Genomic DNA, 20015 nt, shown 5'->3' with positions numbered 1-20015 from the left:
AGCCGTTCCGGGCCTTTCCGGGCGGAATCGTAACCAATCGTGACCATCGTGACCCAGAACCCCCTTACCCATTTCGACAGCACCGGCCAGGCCCACATGGTCGACGTCGGCAGCAAGGCCGAAACCGCCCGCGTTGCCCGTGCCGGCGGCAGCATTTTCATGCAGCCGGCGACGCTGGCACTGATCCGCGACGGCTCGGCCAAGAAAGGCGATGTTATCGGCATTGCCCGCATCGCCGCCATCCAGGCATCGAAACGCACCGGCGACCTGATCCCGCTCTGCCATCCGATCGCCCTGACCCGCGTTGCGGTCGACTTCGTCGTCGATGAAGCCCAAAACGCCGTGCATTGCGAAGTCATTGCCGAATGCCACGGCAAGACCGGCGTCGAAATGGAAGCCCTGACCGCCGCCAGTGTCGGCCTGCTCACCATCTACGACATGTGCAAGGCGGTCGACCGCGGCATGCGCATCGAAAACCTCCGACTGCTCGAAAAATCCGGCGGCAAGTCGGGACATTGGCTGGCCGAATAACCCCTTTTCCCGGAAAACGACATGCAAGAACTCCGCCGCACATGGCTCAAGGGCGGCAGCGCCATGCTGCTCTCACCTTTGCTCGGCAGCAGCCTGCTCCTGCCGCAGGCCGCTCGCGCCGCCGAATGGAATCGCCCGGCTTTCACCGCACGCACCATCAACGAGGCCTTGAAGGCCTACGGCGCTCCCGCCACCGGCGAGGCACGCGACATCCAGATCACCGCCCCGGAAATTTCCGAAAATGGCGCCAAGGTCGATATCGAGATCAGCAGCAACCTCGCCAACACGCGCAGCCTGGCCGTTTTCGCCGACAAGAATCCGCTGCCATTGTGCGCCGCACTTGATTTCTCCGGCCCGGTCCTGCCCTACGCCAAGCTGCAACTGAAGCTGGCCGAAAGCACCCGGATCCGCGTCGTCGCCAAAACGGCCGATGGAAAAACTCACGTCGCCTGGCGCGACATCAAGGTCACCCTCGGTGGCTGCGGAGCATGACGATGGCTGAGCAGATCAAGATCCGCGCACTACTTCAGGGCGAAATTGCCGACATCCGCATCCTGATGCAGCATCCGATGGAAACCGGACAGCGCCGCAACGAGCAGGGGCAACTGCTGCCCAGTCATTTCATCCAGAACTTTACGGTCAACCTCAATGGCAAGCCGATTATCGACGGTCAGCTCAACACCTCGATAGCGAAGAATCCACTCTTCACGTTCCGCAGTCGCGGCATCAAGGCCGGTGACAAGCTGAGCGTGGCATGGACAGACAATCTGGGCGAAAAGCGACAGGACGAAGTCACCGTTGGCTGATTGCCGACAATTTCGGAGCTACCCAAATGAAAAAAGCCCGTCTGAATTCAGACGGGCTTTATAAATTACGGCTATCCGTTGCTCAGACGCTCTGGATATTGGATGCCTGCTTGCCCTTGGGGCCTTGCACGACATCGAAGGAAACTTTTTGGCCTTCCTTCAGGGTCTTGAAACCATTCATGTTGATGGCGGAGAAATGTGCGAAGAGGTCTTCGCTGCCATCATCAGGAGTGATAAAACCAAAGCCCTTGGAATCATTGAACCACTTGACAGTACCGATTGCCATGTTTGCAACTTTCATACAAAAAACGAACAAATTTACGGGTCTCCCCGACTCCCTGTTTGAACTCAGTGACCCGGTGCATTGCGGCAACCTTGACACAGTTTGAAGCCAAACACGATTGCTTTCTACGCGAGTTGAAATATGCCGTCAACAAGTATCGATGCGGCAGCGCAGCAAAATTCAGGCAAGAGAATTGCTTTGTTTTATCATCAGGAAGGATGTCTCCTGATCATTTTTCCCGGTTGCACATTGGACCGAACTGTTTAGAATCGAACGCATGGCTACGAAGTTTAAGGAAGACGGGCTGCTTGAAGCACAACGCACCAAGCCGCAACCGCCGAAAATGTACAAGGTGATGTTGTTGAACGACGATTTCACGCCGATGGATTTCGTCATTACCGTTCTTCAACGTTTTTTTTCTCTCGATACTGAACAAGCGACGCGAATCATGCTCAAAGTTCATAACGAAGGTCGCGGTGTCTGCGGAATCTTTTCGCGGGATATTGCTGCGACCAAGGTTGAACAGGTGAGCGCATTTGCCCGCCAGCATCAACATCCGCTTGCTTGCATCATGGAGGAAAACTGATGATTGCCCAGGAACTCGAAGTCAGCCTGCACATGGCCTTTGTCGAGGCGCGTCAAAAACGCCACGAGTTCATTACCGTCGAGCACCTGCTGCTCGCGCTGATCGACAATCCGTCGGCCGCCGATGCGCTGCGTTCCTGCGGCGCCAAGCCTGATGCATTGCGCAAGGACCTGACCAACTTCATCATCGAGCACACGCCGACCGTTTCCGGCGAGGATGACATCGATACCCAGCCGACCCTCGGCTTCCAGCGGGTCATCCAGCGCGCCATCCTGCATGTGCAATCGTCCGGCAAGAAGGAAGTCAATGGCGCCAACGTGCTGGTCGCCATATACGGCGAGAAGGATTCGCACGCCGTTTATTTCCTGCAGAAGCAGGGCATCACGCGCCTTGATGTGGTGAATTACATCTCGCACGGCATCAGCAAGGTGCCGCAGCCCAAGACCACGACCGAGGGCGAAGCCGAGCACGATGGCGAACAGCAGCAGGCCGGCCCACTCGAGCAATACACGATCAACCTGAATGCGCTGGCGCTGCAGGGCAAGATCGACCCGCTGATCGGCCGCGACAAGGAGCTGGAGCGCGTCATCCAGACGCTGTGCCGCCGGCGCAAGAACAATCCGCTGCTGGTTGGCGAAGCCGGCGTCGGCAAGACGGCGATCGCCGAAGGCCTGGCGCGCAAGATCGTCGAATGCGAGGTGCCGGAAATCCTCGCCAAGGCCAATGTTTACTCGCTGGACATGGGTTCGCTGCTGGCCGGCACCAAGTATCGCGGCGATTTCGAGCAACGCCTGAAAGGTGTCCTCAAGGCGCTGCAGGAAAATCCGCACGCGATCCTGTTCATTGACGAAATCCATACCCTGATCGGCGCGGGCGCCGCTTCGGGCGGCACGCTCGATGCCTCCAACCTGTTGAAACCGGCGCTGTCCTCCGGCCAGTTGAAGTGCATCGGTGCGACGACCTACACCGAGTTCCGCGGCATTTTCGAGAAAGATGGCGCGCTGTCCCGCCGCTTCCAGAAAATCGACGTCAACGAACCCTCGGTCGCCGAAACCATCGAAATCCTCAAGGGCCTCAAGGCCCGCTTCGAGGCCCACCACGGCATCAAGTACTCGGCCACGGCGCTGACCTCGGCGGTCGAGCTGTCGGCGCGCTACATCACCGACCGGCACCTGCCGGACAAGGCGATCGACGTCATCGACGAAGCCGGTGCCGCACAGCGCATCCTGCCCAAATCGAAGCAGAAGAAGGTCATCAACAAGACCGACATCGAGGAAATCATCGCCAAGATCGCCCGCATCCCGTCGCAGCATGTCACGCTCGACGATCGCGGCGCGCTGAAGAACCTCGATCGCGACCTGAAGGCGGTCGTCTTCGGCCAGGACAAGGCGATTGATGCGCTGGCCAAGGCGATCAAGATGGCCCGCTCCGGCCTTGGCAATCCGGGCAAGCCGATCGGCTCCTTCCTGTTCAGCGGCCCGACCGGCGTCGGCAAGACCGAAGTCGCCAAGCAACTGGCTTACTGCCTTGGCATCGAGCTGACCCGCTTCGACATGTCCGAGTACATGGAGCGGCACGCCGTTTCCCGCCTGATCGGCGCACCGCCGGGCTATGTCGGCTTCGAACAGGGCGGACTGCTCACTGAGGCCGTCACCAAGAAGCCTTACTGCGTGCTGCTGCTCGACGAAATCGAGAAAGCGCATCCGGACATCTACAACATCCTGTTGCAGGTCATGGATCACGGCACGCTGACCGACAACAACGGACGCAAGGCCGACTTCCGCAACGTGGTCATCATCATGACGACCAATGCCGGCGCCGCCGACCTGCAGAAATCGAGCATGGGCTTCACCAACTCGAAGCAGACCGGCGACGAAATGGCCGAGATCAAGCGCCAGTTCACGCCGGAATTCCGCAACCGTCTGGATGCGACGATTTCCTTCGGGCCGCTTGAGCGCGAGGTCATCCTGCGTGTGGTCGACAAGTTCCTGATGCAGCTTGAAGAACAGTTGCACGAGAAGAAGGTTGACGCCCACTTCACCGACAAGGTCAAGGAAATGCTCGCCGACAAGGGCTTCGACCCGCTGATGGGCGCCCGTCCGATGGCACGCTTGATCCAGGACACCATCCGCTCGGCGCTGGCCGATGAGCTGTTGTTCGGCAAGCTGGCCAGTGGCGGTCACGTAACGGTCGACCTCGATAAAGAAGGCAAAATCAGGCTCGACTTCGAGGAAGAAAAGAGCGAAGCCGTCGTCTGACGATTGCCAGCTCCCCCGAAAGCCGTGCAAGATTGCACGGCTTTTTTATTTCCGGAGACAAAACCATGAGTTTCAAGACCCCCGACCTGTGCGATGAATTCGAAGGCGAAATCGGCAAGAGCCTGCGCATCGTGGCCCCGATGTTCCAGCGCTACGGCGCCCGCACTGCATTTTGTGGCGAGATCGTCACCCTGAAAATTTTCGAGGACAACTCGCTGGTCCGCACCGCCTTTGCCGAGGATGGCAAGGGCAAGGTCCTGGTCATCGACGGCGGCGGCTCGCTGCGCTGCGCCCTGGTCGGCGACCAGCTCGCCATCCTGGCGCAGAAAAACGGCTGGGAAGGCGTCGTGGTTTACGGCTGCATCCGCGACTCGGGCGACATCAACGGCATCGATATCGGCGTGCGCGCCCTCAACACGCATCCGCAAAAGAGCATCAAGAAAAACGTCGGCGATCGCGACATCGCGGTCACCTTCGGCGGCGTCACCTTCAACCCGGGTGAATGGCTCTATGCCGACGAAGACGGCGTGCTGGTCAGCAGTCGCCCGCTCAACTGAGCAGGCAATCAATAACGGCGCCGCGCGGCGCCGTTTTTACGTCTGCGCAACGCGAAGAAAGAAGGAGGTGCAAGCTCGTCCTACGATAAGATGAACAACAATCGGCCCAAGCCAGACGCTTTGCCCCCACCGCAATGCGGCACTGCGACAGGTTTTCATTTCACAAAAACAAATAGCTTTTCATATCGTGAAATAGAAGACTCAACCAACTGATTTTAAACAATAAAAAATTGTCTTATGTCTTATATAAGACTGTTGCTGCCCTGCAAGAAAAAACCTATACTTCTTCCATCGATCGGCGCTTCGGCAAGTTCTCCAGAGCGACATCGAGTCACCCAACAACAGCCAACTTTCGAGGAACAGACATGAGCACTCGCGAACAGCAAATCGCCGAACTGGAAAAAGACTGGGCAACCAACCCCCGCTGGAAGGGCATCAAGCGCGGCTACACCGCTGCTGACGTCGTCCGTCTGCGTGGCTCCTTCCAGGTTGAACACACCCTGGCCCGTCGCGGTGCCGAAAAGCTGTGGGATCTGGTCAACAACACCCCCTACGTCAACTGTCTGGGCGCCCTGACCGGCGGTCAAGCAGTTCAGCAAGCCAAGGCTGGCATCAAGGCCATCTACCTGTCTGGCTGGCAAGTTGCTGCCGACAACAACGAATACGCCGCCATGTACCCGGACCAGTCGCTGTATCCGGTTGACTCCGTGCCGAAGGTTGTCGAGCGCATCAACAATGCCTTCAACCGTGCTGACGAAATCCAGTGGTCCAAGAACATCAACGCTGGTGATGCCGGCCACGTCGAATACCACCTGCCGATCGTCGCTGACGCTGAAGCCGGTTTCGGCGGCGTGCTCAACGCCTACGAACTGATGAAGGCCATGATCCGCGCTGGCGCTGCCGGCGTGCATTGGGAAGACCAGCTGGCTTCCGTCAAGAAGTGCGGCCACATGGGCGGCAAGGTTCTGGTTCCGACCACCGAAGCCATCCAGAAGCTGATCGCTGCCCGTATGGCTGCCGACGTCTATGGCGTGCCGACCCTGGTCATCGCCCGTACCGATGCCGAAGCCGCTGACCTGCTGACCTCCGACTACGACGAGAACGACAAGCCGTTCCTGACTGGCGAGCGCACTGCCGAAGGCTTCTACAAGACCAAGAAGGGTCTGGACCAGGCCATCTCCCGCGCCATCGCTTACGCCGACTACGCCGACCTGGTGTGGTGCGAAACCGGTACGCCGGATCTGGAATTTGCCCGCAAGTTCGCCGAAGCCGTGCATAAGGTTCATCCGGGCAAGATGCTGGCCTACAACTGTTCGCCTTCCTTCAACTGGAAGAAGAACCTCGACGACGCCACCATTGCCAAGTTCCAGAAGGAACTGGGCGCCATGGGCTACAAGTACCAGTTCATCACCCTGGCTGGCATCCACAACATGTGGTACCACATGTTCGACCTGGCTCAGGACTACGCCAAGCGCGGCATGTCGGCTTACGTCGAGAAGGTTCAGGAGCCGGAATTCGCTGCCCGCGACCGTGGCTACACCTTCGTGTCGCACCAGCAGGAAGTCGGTACCGGTTACTTCGACGATGTCACCACCGTGATCCAGGGTGGCAAGTCTTCCGTGACCGCCCTGACCGGCTCGACCGAAGAAGAACAGTTCCACTAAGAACTCACCGCTTTGAATTGCCGCCCGACCGGGTGGCAAAGGAAGGCCGACCCTCACGAGGGGTCGGCCTTTTTCATTTTGCCTGCTGCCGGACGGTCGACCGTTACAGCGAGCCGTTTTTCAGCGCAACTCCCAGTAGCTTGCGCGGCTATAGGTTTCCTTCAGCAAATCGATAAACAAGCGCACCCGCAAGGGCAAATGCCGGCGCTGCGGGAACACTGCGTAGATACCCATAGGCGGCGCCTGCCAGGCGTCGAGTACCGAAGTCAGCCGGCCTTCCTTCAGATCCTGCCCGACCTCCCACAGCGAACGCCAGGCCAGCCCCTGGCCGGCCAGCGCCCATTCATGCAGGACGGCACCATCATTGCATTCGAAAACACCGCCCACCTTCAGCGTATCGACCACGCCGCTTTGCGGATCGCGGAACACCCAGCCGCGCTGCTGGCCGAGCGACAAACAATTGTGTTGCGCCAGATCAGCCGGTTCGCGCGGCACGCCATGCGCCACCAGATAAGCGGGGCTGGCGACCACCATGCGTCGCATCTCGCCGAGCCGCACGCTGATCAGGCTGGAGTCGGTGAGTTCGCCGATGCGGATTGCACAGTCAATATTTTCATTGAGCAAATCAACCAGACGGTCGCTGAGATTCAGATTGACCCGCACCTCGGGATTGGCCTGCATGAACTCACCAACCAGCGGCGCGACATGCCGGCGACCAAAGCCGGAGGGTGCCGACACGCGCAACTGACCACTGGCTTGCACGCTACCCAGCGATACTGCGGCCTCGGCATTGGCCAGATCGTTCAAAACCTTCTGGCAATCCTCAAGGAAGGCCTGCCCTTCGAAGGTCAGTGTCAGCTTACGCGTCGTACGAATCAGCAATTTGACACCGAGCCGCGCCTCCAGCGCATCCAGGCGGCGGCCGATGATGGCCGGCGTCACATTTTCGCTGCGCGCCGCCGCCGACAGGCTGCCACGCGTCGAAACGTTTACAAATGCCGAAATCTGTTTGAAAGTATCCATGGATTCATTACTTTTAGTAAAAGAATAAACGCCTAGTTCGCCACTTATCTTATCTTATTAGTAACAATAAACTCCATGTCCATGATGTCTTCACCAGCCACCTCTCCGATCAAAGCCATTGCCTTCGACGCCTACGCGACGCTGTTCGACGTCTATTGCATGGAAGCGCTGGCCGAGGAATATTTTCCCGGCCAGGGCACTGATTTGACCGTGCAGTGGCGGCTCAAACAGATCGAGTACACGCGGGTGCGCAGCATGAGCGGCCAGTTCAAGACTTTCTGGGAGGTCACCCGCGATGCCCTGGTGTACGCGGCACGCCGCCTGGATATCGCAATGAGCGATACGCAGCGCCAGCATCTGATGAACCAGTACGCCTGCCTGCGCCCCTTCCCGGAAAACCTGGCGACGCTCGATGCCCTCAAGGCGATGGGTTTTCCGCTCGCCATCCTGTCGAACGGTACGCATTCGATGCTCGACATCGCCATCAAGTACAACGACATGAACCACCTGTTCAGCCACATTCTCTCCGCCGACAGCGTGCAGAAATTCAAGACCTCGCCCGAGGTCTACCAACTGGCGGTCGACGCATTCAAAGTGCCGAAAAACGAGATTCTCTTCGTTTCGGCCAACGCCTGGGATGCCTGCGCCGCCACCTGGTTCGGCCTCACGACCTTCTGGGTCAATCGCAACAACCAGCCCGAGGAAGTCCTCGACATTGCCCCGACCGCCAACGGTCGCCAGCTTTCCGACGTACTGGCCTACGTCGGCGGCCTGCAGGGCTGAACGATTTCACTTTCAACCTTCAACCTTCAACCTTAACCAAGGAGTTTCCATGAGCCTCAACCTGCCCCAAGGCGTGCAAATCACCGGTGCTATCAAGCCGGGTTACGAATCCGTCCTCACCTTCGAAGCCCTCGAACTGGTCGCCAAGCTGCACCGCGCCTTCGAAGCCCGTCGCCAGGAACTGCTCAAGGCCCGCGTTGCCCGCCAGGCCCGCATCGACGCCGGCGAAATGCCGGACTTCCTGCCGGAAACCAAGGCCATTCGCGAAGGCGACTGGAAGATTGCCCCGCTGCCCAAGGCGCTGGAGTGCCGTCGCACCGAAATCACCGGCCCGGTCGAAGCCAAGATGATCATCAACGCCTTCAACTCCGGCGCTGACTCCTACATGACCGACTTCGAGGATTCCAACTCGCCGAACTGGGACAACCAGATCCAGGGCCAGATCAACCTGTACAAGGCAATCCGCCGCGAACTCTCGTTCAAGAACGAGAACGGCAAGGAATACAAGCTCAATGACAAGATCGCCACCCTGCAGATCCGTCCGCGCGGCTGGCACCTCGACGAAAAGCATGTGCTGGTTGACGGTCAACGCGTCGGCGGCGGCATTTTCGACTTCGCCGTGGTCTTCTTCCACAACGCCAAGGAACAGATCGCCCGCGGCGCCGGCCCGTTCTACTACCTGCCGAAGATGGAAAGCCACCTCGAAGCCCGCCTGTGGAACGACATCTTCGTCATGGCCCAGGATCACATCGGCCTGCCGCAAGGCACCATCAAGGCCACCGTGCTGATCGAAACCATCCTCGCCACCTTCGAGATGGAAGAAATCCTCTACGAACTGCGCAACCACTCGTCCGGCCTCAACGCCGGCCGCTGGGACTACATCTTCTCGTGTATCAAGAAGTTCAAGAAGAACAAGGACTTCTGCCTGGCCCAGCGCAGCGCCATCACCATGGAAGTGCCCTTCATGCGCGGCTACGCCCTGGCTCTGGTCCAGGCCTGCCACAAGCGCGGCGCCCCGGCCATGGGCGGCATGTCGGCCCTGATCCCGATCAAGAACGACCCGGTGGCCAATGAAAAGGCCCTGGCCGGCATCCGCCACGACAAGACCCGCGACGCAAACGACGGCTTCGACGGCGGCTGGGTGGCTCACCCGGGCCTGGTGCCGATCGCCATGGAAGAGTTCGTCAAGGTCCTCGGCGACAAGCCGAACCAGTGGGAAAAACAGGTTTCCGGCAACTTCGGCCCGGCCCAGTGGCTGGACTTCCAACCGGAACAGCCGATCACCGAAGCCGGCCTGCGCAACAACATCAACGTCGGCATCCACTACCTCGGCTCCTGGCTGGCCGGCAACGGCTGCGTGCCCATCCACAACCTGATGGAAGATGCGGCCACCGCTGAAATCTCCCGCTCGCAGGTCTGGCAGTGGGTGGTTTCGCCGAAGGGCATTCTCGACGATGGCCGCAAGGTCACCGAAGAGATGGTCCGTCCGATGATCGCCGAGGAACTGGCCAAGGTGAAGGCAACGGTTTCCGCCCAGGGCGAAGACACCGCGACCTACGACCAGGCTGCCGTGATCTTCGACAAGATGTCCCTGACCCCGGACTACCCGGAATTCCTGACCCTCCCGCTGTACGAAGCGATGGAATAAGCAGCACCCGGAAAAAGGCGCAAAGACGCCCGACTCCGACAGAGAAGCTGGAAAAAAAGCGCCGGGGAGACCCGGCGCTTTTTGTCGACCCGGACACGCTTAAAAGCCAACTCCGTTCGCGACTTGGTGAGAGTAAACCGAGCCGCTTCCTATGATTCAAGCCCCACCATACCGGCATCCGGATAACGCTGGCCGGCGACCTGTAGCGGATCGAAAAGCAGATCAAGCCCGGCGATTTCCGACGAGCTCAAAGTCAGGTTGGCGGCAGCTGCATTTTGTTCGAGGTAGGCGATACGCCTTGTGCCTGGAATGGGGATGACGTGGGAGTGTTTGGAGAGAAGCCATGCCAGGGCGACCTGGGCATTGCTCAGGCCACGCGCCGAGGCGAAGGCAGCAAGTTGTTCAACAAGCAGCCGGTTGGCATGTTCGGCTTCGCCCTGAAAACGCGGATTGCTTTTGCGGAAATCATTGTCGGCCAGTTCCTCCGGCTTGACCGTACCGGTCAGAAAAGCACGACCAAGCGGGCTGTAAGCGACAAAAGTCGTGCCCAGCTCGGCGCAGGTGGCTAGCATGTCGCGCTCGGGTTCGCGCGTCCATAAGGAATATTCGCTTTGCACGGCGGCAATAGGATGCACTGCGCTGGCTTGCCGCAGCGTCCTGGCCGAGACTTCGGAAAGGCCGATCTGGCAGACTTTCCCGGCCGCGACCAACTGGGCCATGGCACCCACCGTTTCCTCAATCGGCACTTCCGGGTTGCGGCGATGGCAGTAATAGAGGTCGATCTGCTCGACGCCGAGACGTTGCAGCGAGGCCTCGCAGGCTTGCCGGATGTAGGCCGGGCTGTTGTCGATGCGCCGTTCGTACTTGCCCTGCTCGCGGACAATGCCGAACTTGCTGGCAATCACCACCTGCTGCCGGCGCGCCGGACCACCCTTCTTGAGAAACCGGCCAATCAGGCTTTCGTTGTGACCGAAACCGTAGGTGTCGGCAGTGTCAAAAAAGTTGATACCGAGTTCAAGGGCGCGCGCCAGCGTCGCCAGCGACTGCCGGTCATCGCTGGCCCCATAGAACTCGCTCATCCCCATGCAGCCAAGGCCGATGGCGGAGACCGGCTGCTGTTGCAGACCAAGAAGACGTGTTTGCATGTTGATGGCCCTTTACTGAACCGTATAGCCGCCGTCGATGGCGAAGCCCTGACCGTTGATATAGCTGGCCGCCGAAGAGAGCAAGAAGAGCACGGGGTTGGCGATTTCCTCGGGCTGACCGGGACGCCCGGCCGGGCTGGTCTTGAGCGAGGCTTCCAGATTATCCAGACCACCGAAACCGATTTCGGCCATCGGCGTAACGATCGGGCCGGGATTGACCGCGTTGACCCGGATGCCCTGCTGGAAACCTTCGAGCGCCGCACTGCGGGTCAGCCCAAGGACGGCGTGCTTGCTGGCCGTGTATGGCGAAAAATTGGCGAAGCCGATCTGGGCGACGACGGAGGCGGTATTGACGATGGACCCGCCGCCGGTTTTCAGCATCGCTGCCATTTCGTACTTGAGCGCCCAGAACACGCCATATACGTTCGCCTGCATGACTTCGGCGAAATCGGCGCTGGTCAATTCATGGATGGGCGCCACCTTGCCAAGTACACCGGCGTTGTTGAAGGCGCCGTCCAGCCTACCAAAGTGGGCGACGGTCGTCGCCACGGCATTCTGGATATCGGCTTCGACAGTGACATCAGTCCGGATGGCGATGGCGTCGCCACCGGCAGCACGAATCTGCATCACCAGGTTTTCAAGCGCATCCAGACGGCGGGCGGCCAGCGCCACCTTGGCCCCGGCCCGACCAAGCGCCAGGGCGGTGGCGGCGCCGATGCCGGACGAAGCGCCAGTGACGAGGATGGTTTTGCCCGACAGGTCGGCCAGAATATTTTGCATGTTGTTCTCCGTTGCAGGGTTGGGGATATGACAGAAAGCAGCCTACTCCCGGGCCAACCGTGCAACAATCCGCATACTGTTTGATGAGCTATTGAGCTATTCTCATCAATCATGACCCCCGCCAGCCTTGCCGATCTCCAGTCATTTGCCGCCGTGGCCCGCTTGCGCAGCTTTCGCAAGGCGGCCACCGAACTCGGCGTTTCACCGTCGGCCCTCAGCCATGCCTTGCGCAGTCTGGAGGCCCGACTCGGCGTCCGCCTGCTCAACCGGACAACGCGCAGCGTGGCGCCGACCGAGGCCGGCGAGCGCCTGCTCGACCGCCTCTCGCCGGCCCTGCAGGACATCCACGGCGCGCTGGACGAAGTCAATGCCTTTCGCGACTCGCCACTCGGCACGCTGCGCATCAACGCGCCGCGCGCTGCTTGCGAGCTGGTCCTGGCGCCGATGCTCGGACGCTTTCTGGAGGCCAACCCCGGCATGCGCATCGAATTGGTGGCTGAGGATGCCTTCGTCGATATCGTCGCCACCGGCTTCGATGCGGGCGTTCGCTTCGGCGAAAGTCTGCAGCAGGATATGGTCGCCGTACCGCTCGGCCCGGCCCAGCGTTTTGTCGTGGTTGCCTCACCCGATTATCTGGCGGCGCACGGCACACCCGTTTGCCCGCGTGAATTACCTCAGCACCGCTGCATACGCATCCGTTTCCCCAACGGCAGTTTTTATCGCTGGGAATTCGCCCGCGGCAGCGAGCAGTTTGAAATCGAGGTCGACGGGCCGGTTGCCGTCGGCCAAATGCCGCTGATGATCGCGGCCGCAGAACAAGGCCTCGGGCTGGCCTATGTTTATGCCCAGTATGCGGCGGTGCCGCTAGCCGACGGCCGGCTGAAAACAGTGCTTGACGACTGGTGCCCGGAAATTCCCGGCTTTTACCTGTACTACCCGAGCCGCAAGCTGATGCCGGCCGGCTTGAAAGCCTTTGTCGAGATGCTGCAAGATCGCTCTGCCCCTGCCCGCTCAGTCCCTTGATCCATTCCGCCCCCTCGCCCTACGACGGCAAGGGTAGACATCCATGGGCCCGAGGAATATTCGCGACACAGATAGCAAATCGCCACGACCAAGCGAAAAATACCAAAAAACAGGTAATGCACTGCAAGAAAGCCTCGATTACCCCGAAAAGGGATTTGACCTTGGTCAAATGATCCGCTATCTAGCCTTTGTTTTCAGCACATTAGCTTGGTCCGGGCAAAGCCGATCGGACATAATGGCGCTCTTCAAAAACAGTGTTTCCGGAGAGCAATCCCGTGAATCTGAACGCCAAGGTCACCCTCTTTTTCATCAGCATCGCCGCAGCCTTGCTGGCCGTGCTGGTGGCCATCAGTCTCTACGCTTTTCGCAGTTTTTCGATTGCCTCGGCAACCGATCATATCCGTACGGCTGGCGAAATCGTGCGCGTGCATCTGACCGAGTCGATGATCAACGGGGTCATCGACAAGCGCGAAAGCTTCCTTAAGCGCATGCTGGAAGTCCAGGGGCTGAAATCGGCCCGGGTCATCCGCTCACCCGAAGTCGAAAAGCAGTTCGGCAAGGGCTTGAGCGTCGAATCGGTGGCGGATGACAGCGAGCGCCAGGTGCTCAGGGAAGGCAAACCGCGATTCGAAGTCATCGATACCGGTGAAGAAACCGTGTTTCGCGGCACGATTCCCTACATTGCCTCCGCCAGCGGCACACCCAATTGCCTGCAGTGCCATCAGGTCGAGGAAGGTGCGGTGCTGGGTGCTGTCAGCATGACCATGTCGATCGACGGATTGCGCCAGAAGGCCCTGTTCACGGTGGCCGGCATTGCCGGTGCCGTCGCTTTCTTCGTACTGCTCGTCATCGTCCTGCTGCGCCGCCTGCTGCGCCCGATTTCCGACACCGCCAACGCCGTCGAGGATGCCGTGCAGCATGCGCTGCGTGGCGACTTCAAGGTGCATGTCGAGAAAAAGACCAACGACGAGATCGGCCAGATCGCGACCGACATGAACCGTCTGCTGACCTTCCTTGACGACGGCCTGAACCGGATCGGCAGCAATGTCGCCCGCCTCACCGACCGCACACCGGCCGCCGGTGAAAACCTGCTGACCGCAACCATCGACATGGTCGAAGGCCTGACCAAGGCCGCGCACTTCAAGCAGGCGATCGAGGAAGACGAAGTCAAGGTCGAGATTTACCAGCGCTTGTCGACCACGCTGCAACAGGAGTTCGCGCTGCACGAATTCTCGCTTTACGAAGTCAGCAGCAACAAGAAACAGATGCGCAGCATCATGGTCGATGGCGCGATGGCCGACACCTGCCGCTGGTGCGACCCGGAAATCATGATCCGCCCGGAAGCCTGCCGCGTCCGCCGTACCGGCCATATCGTCGATGGCATCAGCAATCCGGATATCTGCTACTCCTTCCGGCCGCCGGCCGAACTCGGCGAACGCCGCCATGTCTGCTTCCCGATCATCCAGTCAGGTTCGGTGGGCAGCGTCGTCCAGTTGCTGACGACGCCGGGCGAGCAGGAAAAGCTCCTGGCGCAGGTGCCCTATATCAACGTCTATCTGCGCGAAACCGCGCCGGTGCTGGAAACCAAGCGCCTGATGGAAAGCCTGCGCGACTCGACCCTGCGCGACCCGATGACCGGCCTCAACAACCGCCGCTTCCTCGAGGAATACGTCGAAACCCTGGTCGCCAGCGTGCAGCGCAAGCGCACCCACGTCGCCATCCTGATGCTCGATCTCGACTACTTCAAGATGGTCAACGACACCTACGGCCACGATGCCGGCGATGCCGTACTGAAGTCGCTCTCGAATGTGCTCAAGCAGTCGGTGCGCGCCTCCGACCTGGTCATCCGTTACGGCGGCGAAGAGTTCCTGATCATTCTGGTCGATAGCGAAAGCACCGCCGCCGAACGCGTTGCCGAGAATATCCGGGCGGCTGTCGAAGCGCTCAAGGTACAGGTGTCGGGGATCGTGTTGCAAAAGACCATCTCGATCGGCATTTCCGACTTCCCGACCGACAGCGATACCTTCTGGCAGGCCGTCAAGTTCGCCGACGTGGCGCTCTACCAGGCCAAGGAACAGGGCCGCAACCGGGTGATCCGCTTCAACCCGGAAATGTGGTCGGACACCAAGGAATATTGAGCCGTAGCGGTCGACCGGCAAAAAAAGGGCAAATTGCCGGTCGATACCTCCAGTCAATAATAAATAGACGAATCGCCGGCTATTACTGACCGGAAAGAGCAAATACACTGCAATCCTTGCCAACGAAGGATTGCCGCATGCTCGCCGCCCTCACCCAACTATTGATCTTCCAGCTCGCCGGCGAAGTGATCGCCCGTGGTCTGGATCTACCCGTGCCCGGCCCGGTGCTTGGCATGCTGCTGCTCTTCATCTCGCTGTTGCTGCGCGATGGCCCCGGCCACGAGTTGCAGACCACCAGCCAGAACCTGCTGCAACACCTGTCGCTGCTCTTCGTGCCGGCCGGCACCGGCGTCATGCTGCACATGCACCGCATTGCCGACGAATGGCCGGCCCTGCTCGTGTCGCTGCTGTTCAGCACGCTGGCGACGCTGGTCGTCACCGCTCTGGTCATGAAGCTCTGTCAGCGCCCGGCGAAAGCCGATGGGGAAAGCGCATGACGCCGCGTCTCAACGAAATCTGGGTCTATCTCGCCGCCTCGCCGCTGCTCGGCCTGACCGTGACCCTGCTCGCCTACCAGGCTGCTTTCTGGCTCTACCGGCGCTCGGGCAGCCATCCGCTGGCCAATCCGGTGCTGATCGCGGTGAGCATTTTGGTGCTTTTATTGACGTTGACCGGTACGAGTTACCAGACCTACTTTTCTGGTGCCCAGTTCGTGCATTTCCTGCTCGGCCCGGCCACCGTGGCGCTCGCCATTCCCCTCTACACGCAGTTCCGCCGCGTACGCGCGATGCTGTTGCCGGTCGTCGCCGGACTGCTCGCCGGCAGCCTGACCGCCATCCTCTCGGCCGTCGCGATCGGCCGCCTGCTTGGTGCCAGCCTGCCGACGCAGCTGTCGCTCGCGCCCAAGTCGGTGACGACGCCGATCGCCATGGGCATCGCCGAGCGCATCGGCGGCATTCCGTCATTGACCGCCGTGCTGGTCATCGTCACCGGCATCATCGGCGCGGTGGGCGCCCGTTACGTGTTCGATGCGATGAAGCTGCGCGACCCGGCCATCCGCGGCTTCGCGATCGGCATCGCCTCGCACGGCATCGGCACAGCCCGCGCCTTCCAGGTCAATGAGCAGAGCGGCGCCTTTGCGGCGCTGGCGATGGGCCTGAACGGTGCGCTGACCGCGCTGTTGCTGCCCTTCATCGCACCCTGGCTGGGCGCCGTTTGATGCTTTTCCCGGCGGTCGACCGCCGGTAAAGCACAAAAACGCCGGCCGCCTGTTTTTGCCGCCCTGTCCAGTTAGGGTAAGTACCTATGGTCGGCAAGGCAGGCGCAGCGAAGAATCAGACCATGTTCATACGACCTCCACCCAGCCAGCCGAAACAACCCTGGCTGTGGTTCGCCCCCTACGTCGCGATCGGCATTTTTGCCGTCGCCATGCTCGTTCTCACCGCCCTGCTCCAATGGCGGGAACAGGATACAGCCCGCTCGGCGCTCGAAGGCGACATGCACTGGGCCGAGCGCACCATCGAAAGCCGCCTGCACGCGCACCAGGACTTTCTCGGCGAACTTGGCCGCGAACAGGAGTTCAAGCAGCTCACCTACGAATCCTTCCAGGTTCGCGCCACGCGCTACGTCCAGGAAAACCCGGAAATCCTCGCCATCGTCTGGGTCGATACCGACGGCAAGGTGGAATGGGTGTCGCCCAACGAGTCGAACGTCACCTTCGTCGGCGAACAACTGACCGGGCAGCGCCTGGCCACCCTGCAGGAAGCCCTGCGCGTGCGCCGCACGATCTTTTCGCCCGACTATACCGATGCCTACCAGCAACACAGCAACGACCTGATCCAGCCGGTGCAGCGCAGCAGCAGCGACATCGGAGCCTTCGTCGCACTGCAGTCGCTGGAAACCCTGCTGCGCGCCACCTTGCCCACGGTGTTCACCGCCCGTTACAGCCTGAGCGTGGTCGATGCGCAGAATCGCGAGGTTTTCAGCAACTCCTCGATCAAGCCGACCGACCGCCAGATCTCGGGCACGATCAGCCTCGACCTGCCGGGCAACCGCCTTGGCCTCAACATCGTCGCCTATCGCGGCGGCGGCGCCTGGCTGCCTGTCCTGCCCGCGGCCCTGATCGTCATCCTGACCCTGATCGCTGCCGGCACCCTGGTCCAGCTGCGCCGACATGCCCAACGCCGCGCCGAGACGGAAGAAAAGCTGCGCGATGCCTACGCCTTCCGCCAGGCCATGTCGCAATCGCTGATCACCGGCATGCGCGCCATCGACCTGTCGGGACGCATCACCTTCGTCAACGCGGCGTTCTGCCGCATGACCGGCTTCGACGAAGCCGAACTGGTCGGCATTGCCCCGCCCTACCCCTACTGGCCGCCCGAAGAGTTCGACCGCCTGCAGCACAACATCGATACCGCCCTGGCAGGCCAGGCGCCAGCCAGTGGCTTCGAGATGCGCATCATGCGCAAGAACGGCGAGCGTTTCGACGTCCGCCTGTACTTCTCGCCGCTGATCGACACCAACGGCCAGCAGATCGGCTGGATGGCGTCGATGAACGACATCACCGAACCGAAGCGCGTGCGCGTCGAGCTGGAGCGGGCACATGAGCGCTTCGTCACCGTCATCGACGGTCTCGACACGGCGGTGCATGTGGCGGCGGTCGATAGCGGCGAAATCCTGTTCGCCAACCGCGCCTTCCAGAACATTTTCGGCTTCGACACGGTCGGCCGCGATTCGGCGCTGGTCACCGCCGCCTGCCGGCCACCGCCGGAAGCCCTGCATGCCGACCCGACCGAACTGTCGGTCGACGAACTGCCCTGCGAGATTTTCGATGGCGAAATCCAGCACGCCTTGTCCGGCCACTGGTATCACCTGCACGAACGCGCCATCCGCTGGGTGGACGGACGCACCGTGCGCGTCCAGATCGCCGCCGACATCACCGACCGCAAACTGATCGACGAAGTCAATCTGCAGCAGCAAAAGCGCCTCGAACAGACCTCGCGCCTGATCACCATGGGCGAGATGGCCTCGTCGCTGGCACATGAACTGAACCAGCCATTGTCGGCCATTGCCAATTACTGTGCCGGCTGCGTCAAGCGCATGCAGGCCGGCAACTACCGCTTCGAAGACCTGCTCGCCGCGATGCAGAAAGCCTCCGACCAGGCCGAGCGCGCCGGCAAGATCATCCGCCGCATGCGCGACATGGTGAAGAAGAGTGATCCCAACCGGCAACCGGTGGCACTCGCCGACATCGTGGACGAAGCACGCGCCTTTGCCGACATCGAGGCGCAGCGAACCGGCACGCAAATCAGCGTCGAATTGCCGGAAAACTTGCCGCGCATCGTCGTCGACCGCATCATGATCGAACAGGTGCTGCTCAACCTGGTGAAAAACGGTATTGAAGCCATGCACGACATTCCCTTCGACCGGCGCCGGCTGTTCATCAAGGCCTGCCTCGCCGACGAAAGAATGCTCGAAATCGCCGTGCGCGACCAGGGTCACGGACTGGCCGAGGAAGACATCGAAAAGATCTTCGCGCCCTTCTACACAACCAAGGCGGAAGGCATGGGCATCGGGCTGGCGATCTGCCGCTCGATCATCGAGTTTCACCAGGGGCGGCTGTGGGTTGAACCGCAGCGCGAGGGCGGCACCGTGTTCCGTTTCACCGTACCGATAGAGGAAGAAAATGAGTGAGCTGACGCAAACCATCTACGTCGTCGATGACGACGAGGCCATGCGCGACTCGATGAACTGGCTGCTCGAGGGCGAAGGCTACCGCGTCGCCTGCTTCGACTCCGGCGAGAGCTTTCTCTCCGCCCGCCGCGACGACATGTCGGGCTGCATCGTGCTCGACGTGCGCATGCCGGAAATGAGCGGCCTCGAACTGCATGAAAAACTCGATGCGCTCGGCTCGCAACTGCCGATCATCTTCGTCACCGGCCACGGCGACGTGCCCATGGCAGTTGGCGCCCTGCAACGCGGCGCCTGCGATTTCATCGAAAAGCCCTTCCACAACGAAGACCTGCTGTCGCGCATCCGCCGCGCCCTCGAACTCGATGCCGAACTCGCCGCCCGTCGCCACCGCGACGGCGCCATCACCCATCGTCTCGAACAGCTGACCCTGCGCGAAAAGGAAGTCATGCAACTGGTCGTCGCCGGCAAACTGAACAAGCAGATCGCCGACCAGCTCAGCATCAGCATGAAGACCGTAGAAGCCCACCGCGCCCGCGTCATGGAAAAAATGGGGGTGCGCACCCTGGCCGAACTGGTCAAGGCGGTGATGAGCCTGAAATAGGCCGAAAAATGCTGGTCGACCGATAAAAAAATGCCGCTTCGTGAAGCGGCATTTTTTCGGGCAGAACCGGGCAACAACTCAGAGGGGAATCAGGTCATCCCCACCGGAACCCATGGTGCCTTCGTAGTTGGTCAACTCGCGCACTTCCTTGCGGCGCAGCAGCTTTTCCTGGACCTTGGGCGGCAGATCGGTGAACAGGATGATTTCCTTGGAAATCAGCAACTCGATCGTATCCTCGATGACGCGCACGAAGTCGCGGTCAAGCTCGGTGAGCTGGCTTTCCCGCCAACGCTCGTGAATGAACTGCAGAACCTCCGGATTATCCGCAGTCAATTCCTCCTGAGCATTGCCGACCGGCATCGGATGCAATTCGCAAATTAGTCCTTTGCCGTCCCTGGCCACATAAAGCATGCCTACCCCTCCACATAATGATTTTCGCAGTCTGCATCAGCTTCGTCTGCTTTGCAATTGGACCAAAGGCCGAAGCGGGCGATAA

20 protein-coding genes are annotated in these 20015 nt (G+C 60.5%); 15 read left to right on the top strand and 5 right to left on the bottom strand.

Annotated elements, in window-relative coordinates:
• Nucleotides 1-39 precede the first annotated feature (39 nt).
• The 3 genes from moaC to soxZ are packed head-to-tail and all read left to right on the top strand — an operon-like array spanning nucleotide 40 to nucleotide 1337.
• Complete coding sequence (gene moaC, locus KIG99_RS16055) at nucleotides 40-531, top strand: cyclic pyranopterin monophosphate synthase MoaC (protein ID WP_226461058.1); 492 nt, start codon at nucleotides 40-42, stop codon at nucleotides 529-531.
• A gap of 21 nt (nucleotides 532-552) precedes the next feature.
• Complete coding sequence (gene soxY / locus KIG99_RS16050) at nucleotides 553-1023, top strand: thiosulfate oxidation carrier protein SoxY (protein WP_226461057.1); 471 nt, start codon at nucleotides 553-555, stop codon at nucleotides 1021-1023.
• 2 nt (nucleotides 1024-1025) lie between these two features.
• Entirely contained in the window at nucleotides 1026-1337 is a 312-nt protein-coding gene (gene soxZ, locus KIG99_RS16045) for a thiosulfate oxidation carrier complex protein SoxZ (RefSeq protein ID WP_226461056.1), read from the top strand.
• Between the two features lie 82 nt (nucleotides 1338-1419).
• On the opposite strand, the gene KIG99_RS16040 is transcribed toward soxZ, so the two are convergent.
• Nucleotides 1420-1623: a cold-shock protein gene (locus tag KIG99_RS16040; protein ID WP_226442932.1), complete on the bottom strand. Its 204-nt coding sequence runs from the start codon at nucleotides 1621-1623 to the stop codon at nucleotides 1420-1422.
• Between the two features lie 274 nt (nucleotides 1624-1897).
• On the opposite strand from KIG99_RS16040, the gene clpS reads away from it, so the two are divergent.
• From clpS to aceA, 4 genes are all read left to right on the top strand, one after another.
• Nucleotides 1898-2206: an ATP-dependent Clp protease adapter ClpS gene (gene clpS / locus KIG99_RS16035; protein ID WP_226461055.1), complete on the top strand. Its 309-nt coding sequence runs from the start codon at nucleotides 1898-1900 to the stop codon at nucleotides 2204-2206.
• Nucleotides 2206-4464: an ATP-dependent Clp protease ATP-binding subunit ClpA gene (gene clpA / locus KIG99_RS16030; RefSeq protein WP_226461054.1), complete on the top strand. Its 2259-nt coding sequence runs from the start codon at nucleotides 2206-2208 to the stop codon at nucleotides 4462-4464. The genes clpS and clpA overlap by 1 nt, the downstream gene beginning before the upstream one ends.
• Before the next feature lie 65 nt (nucleotides 4465-4529).
• Nucleotides 4530-5021, top strand: coding sequence for a ribonuclease E activity regulator RraA (gene rraA, locus KIG99_RS16025; RefSeq protein ID WP_226442929.1), 492 nt, complete (start codon nucleotides 4530-4532; stop codon nucleotides 5019-5021).
• Nucleotides 5022-5386: 365 nt separating this feature from the next.
• Nucleotides 5387-6685 carry an isocitrate lyase gene (gene aceA / locus KIG99_RS16020; protein ID WP_226461053.1) on the top strand — a complete coding sequence of 433 codons (1299 nt, stop codon included), beginning with the start codon at nucleotides 5387-5389 and terminating at the stop codon, nucleotides 6683-6685.
• A gap of 120 nt (nucleotides 6686-6805) precedes the next feature.
• Here the strand turns inward: aceA and KIG99_RS16015 are convergent, their stop codons facing one another.
• Nucleotides 6806-7708: a LysR family transcriptional regulator gene (locus KIG99_RS16015; protein ID WP_226461052.1), complete on the bottom strand. Its 903-nt coding sequence runs from the start codon at nucleotides 7706-7708 to the stop codon at nucleotides 6806-6808.
• Nucleotides 7709-7783: 75 nt separating this feature from the next.
• Between KIG99_RS16015 and KIG99_RS16010 the strand changes: the two genes are divergently transcribed.
• Together KIG99_RS16010 and aceB are read left to right on the top strand one after the other, a co-directional pair.
• A complete protein-coding gene (locus KIG99_RS16010; RefSeq protein WP_226461051.1) occupies nucleotides 7784-8491 on the top strand; it encodes a haloacid dehalogenase type II in 708 nt (235 codons plus the stop codon).
• Nucleotides 8492-8540: 49 nt separating this feature from the next.
• Nucleotides 8541-10139 (top strand): malate synthase A, encoded by a 1599-nt coding sequence (aceB, locus tag KIG99_RS16005; RefSeq protein ID WP_226461050.1) that lies wholly within the window; start codon nucleotides 8541-8543, stop codon nucleotides 10137-10139.
• Nucleotides 10140-10288: 149 nt separating this feature from the next.
• Here aceB and KIG99_RS16000 read toward each other — a convergent pair whose 3' ends face one another.
• The gene (locus tag KIG99_RS16000; protein ID WP_226461049.1) at nucleotides 10289-11284 is read right to left on the bottom strand and encodes an aldo/keto reductase; all 996 of its coding nucleotides are present in this window, start codon (nucleotides 11282-11284) and stop codon (nucleotides 10289-10291) included.
• Between the two features lie 12 nt (nucleotides 11285-11296).
• Complete coding sequence (locus KIG99_RS15995; protein WP_226461048.1) at nucleotides 11297-12064, bottom strand: SDR family NAD(P)-dependent oxidoreductase; 768 nt, start codon at nucleotides 12062-12064, stop codon at nucleotides 11297-11299.
• Nucleotides 12065-12175: 111 nt separating this feature from the next.
• Between KIG99_RS15995 and KIG99_RS15990 the strand changes: the two genes are divergently transcribed.
• The 6 genes from KIG99_RS15990 to KIG99_RS15965 all read left to right on the top strand — a co-directional run bounded on the left by KIG99_RS15990 (nucleotide 12176) and on the right by KIG99_RS15965 (nucleotide 19519).
• Nucleotides 12176-13087 carry a LysR family transcriptional regulator gene (locus tag KIG99_RS15990; RefSeq protein WP_226461047.1) on the top strand — a complete coding sequence of 304 codons (912 nt, stop codon included), beginning with the start codon at nucleotides 12176-12178 and terminating at the stop codon, nucleotides 13085-13087.
• 275 nt (nucleotides 13088-13362) lie between these two features.
• Nucleotides 13363-15225: a diguanylate cyclase gene (locus KIG99_RS15985; protein ID WP_226461046.1), complete on the top strand. Its 1863-nt coding sequence runs from the start codon at nucleotides 13363-13365 to the stop codon at nucleotides 15223-15225.
• 137 nt (nucleotides 15226-15362) lie between these two features.
• Nucleotides 15363-15722 carry a CidA/LrgA family protein gene (locus KIG99_RS15980; RefSeq protein ID WP_226461045.1) on the top strand — a complete coding sequence of 120 codons (360 nt, stop codon included), beginning with the start codon at nucleotides 15363-15365 and terminating at the stop codon, nucleotides 15720-15722.
• Nucleotides 15719-16444 carry an LrgB family protein gene (locus tag KIG99_RS15975; protein WP_226461044.1) on the top strand — a complete coding sequence of 242 codons (726 nt, stop codon included), beginning with the start codon at nucleotides 15719-15721 and terminating at the stop codon, nucleotides 16442-16444. The genes KIG99_RS15980 and KIG99_RS15975 overlap by 4 nt, the downstream gene beginning before the upstream one ends.
• A gap of 122 nt (nucleotides 16445-16566) precedes the next feature.
• On the top strand, nucleotides 16567-18918 hold the full coding sequence (locus KIG99_RS15970) for a PAS domain S-box protein (RefSeq protein WP_226461043.1): 2352 nt from the start codon (nucleotides 16567-16569) through the stop codon (nucleotides 18916-18918).
• A complete protein-coding gene (locus KIG99_RS15965) occupies nucleotides 18911-19519 on the top strand; it encodes a response regulator transcription factor (protein ID WP_226461042.1) in 609 nt (202 codons plus the stop codon). The genes KIG99_RS15970 and KIG99_RS15965 overlap by 8 nt, the downstream gene beginning before the upstream one ends.
• Before the next feature lie 78 nt (nucleotides 19520-19597).
• Here the strand turns inward: KIG99_RS15965 and KIG99_RS15960 are convergent, their stop codons facing one another.
• A complete protein-coding gene (locus tag KIG99_RS15960; RefSeq protein WP_226461041.1) occupies nucleotides 19598-19930 on the bottom strand; it encodes a hypothetical protein in 333 nt (110 codons plus the stop codon).
• Between the last annotated feature and the right edge of the window lie 85 nt (nucleotides 19931-20015).

This window comes from Quatrionicoccus australiensis, assembly GCF_020510425.1.
In the GTDB taxonomy this organism is placed as follows: Bacteria; Pseudomonadota; Gammaproteobacteria; order Burkholderiales; family Rhodocyclaceae; genus Azonexus; species Azonexus australiensis_A.
The sequence above is the reverse complement of the archived record's forward strand: the minus strand, read 5'-3'. Positions and strand labels throughout refer to the sequence as shown.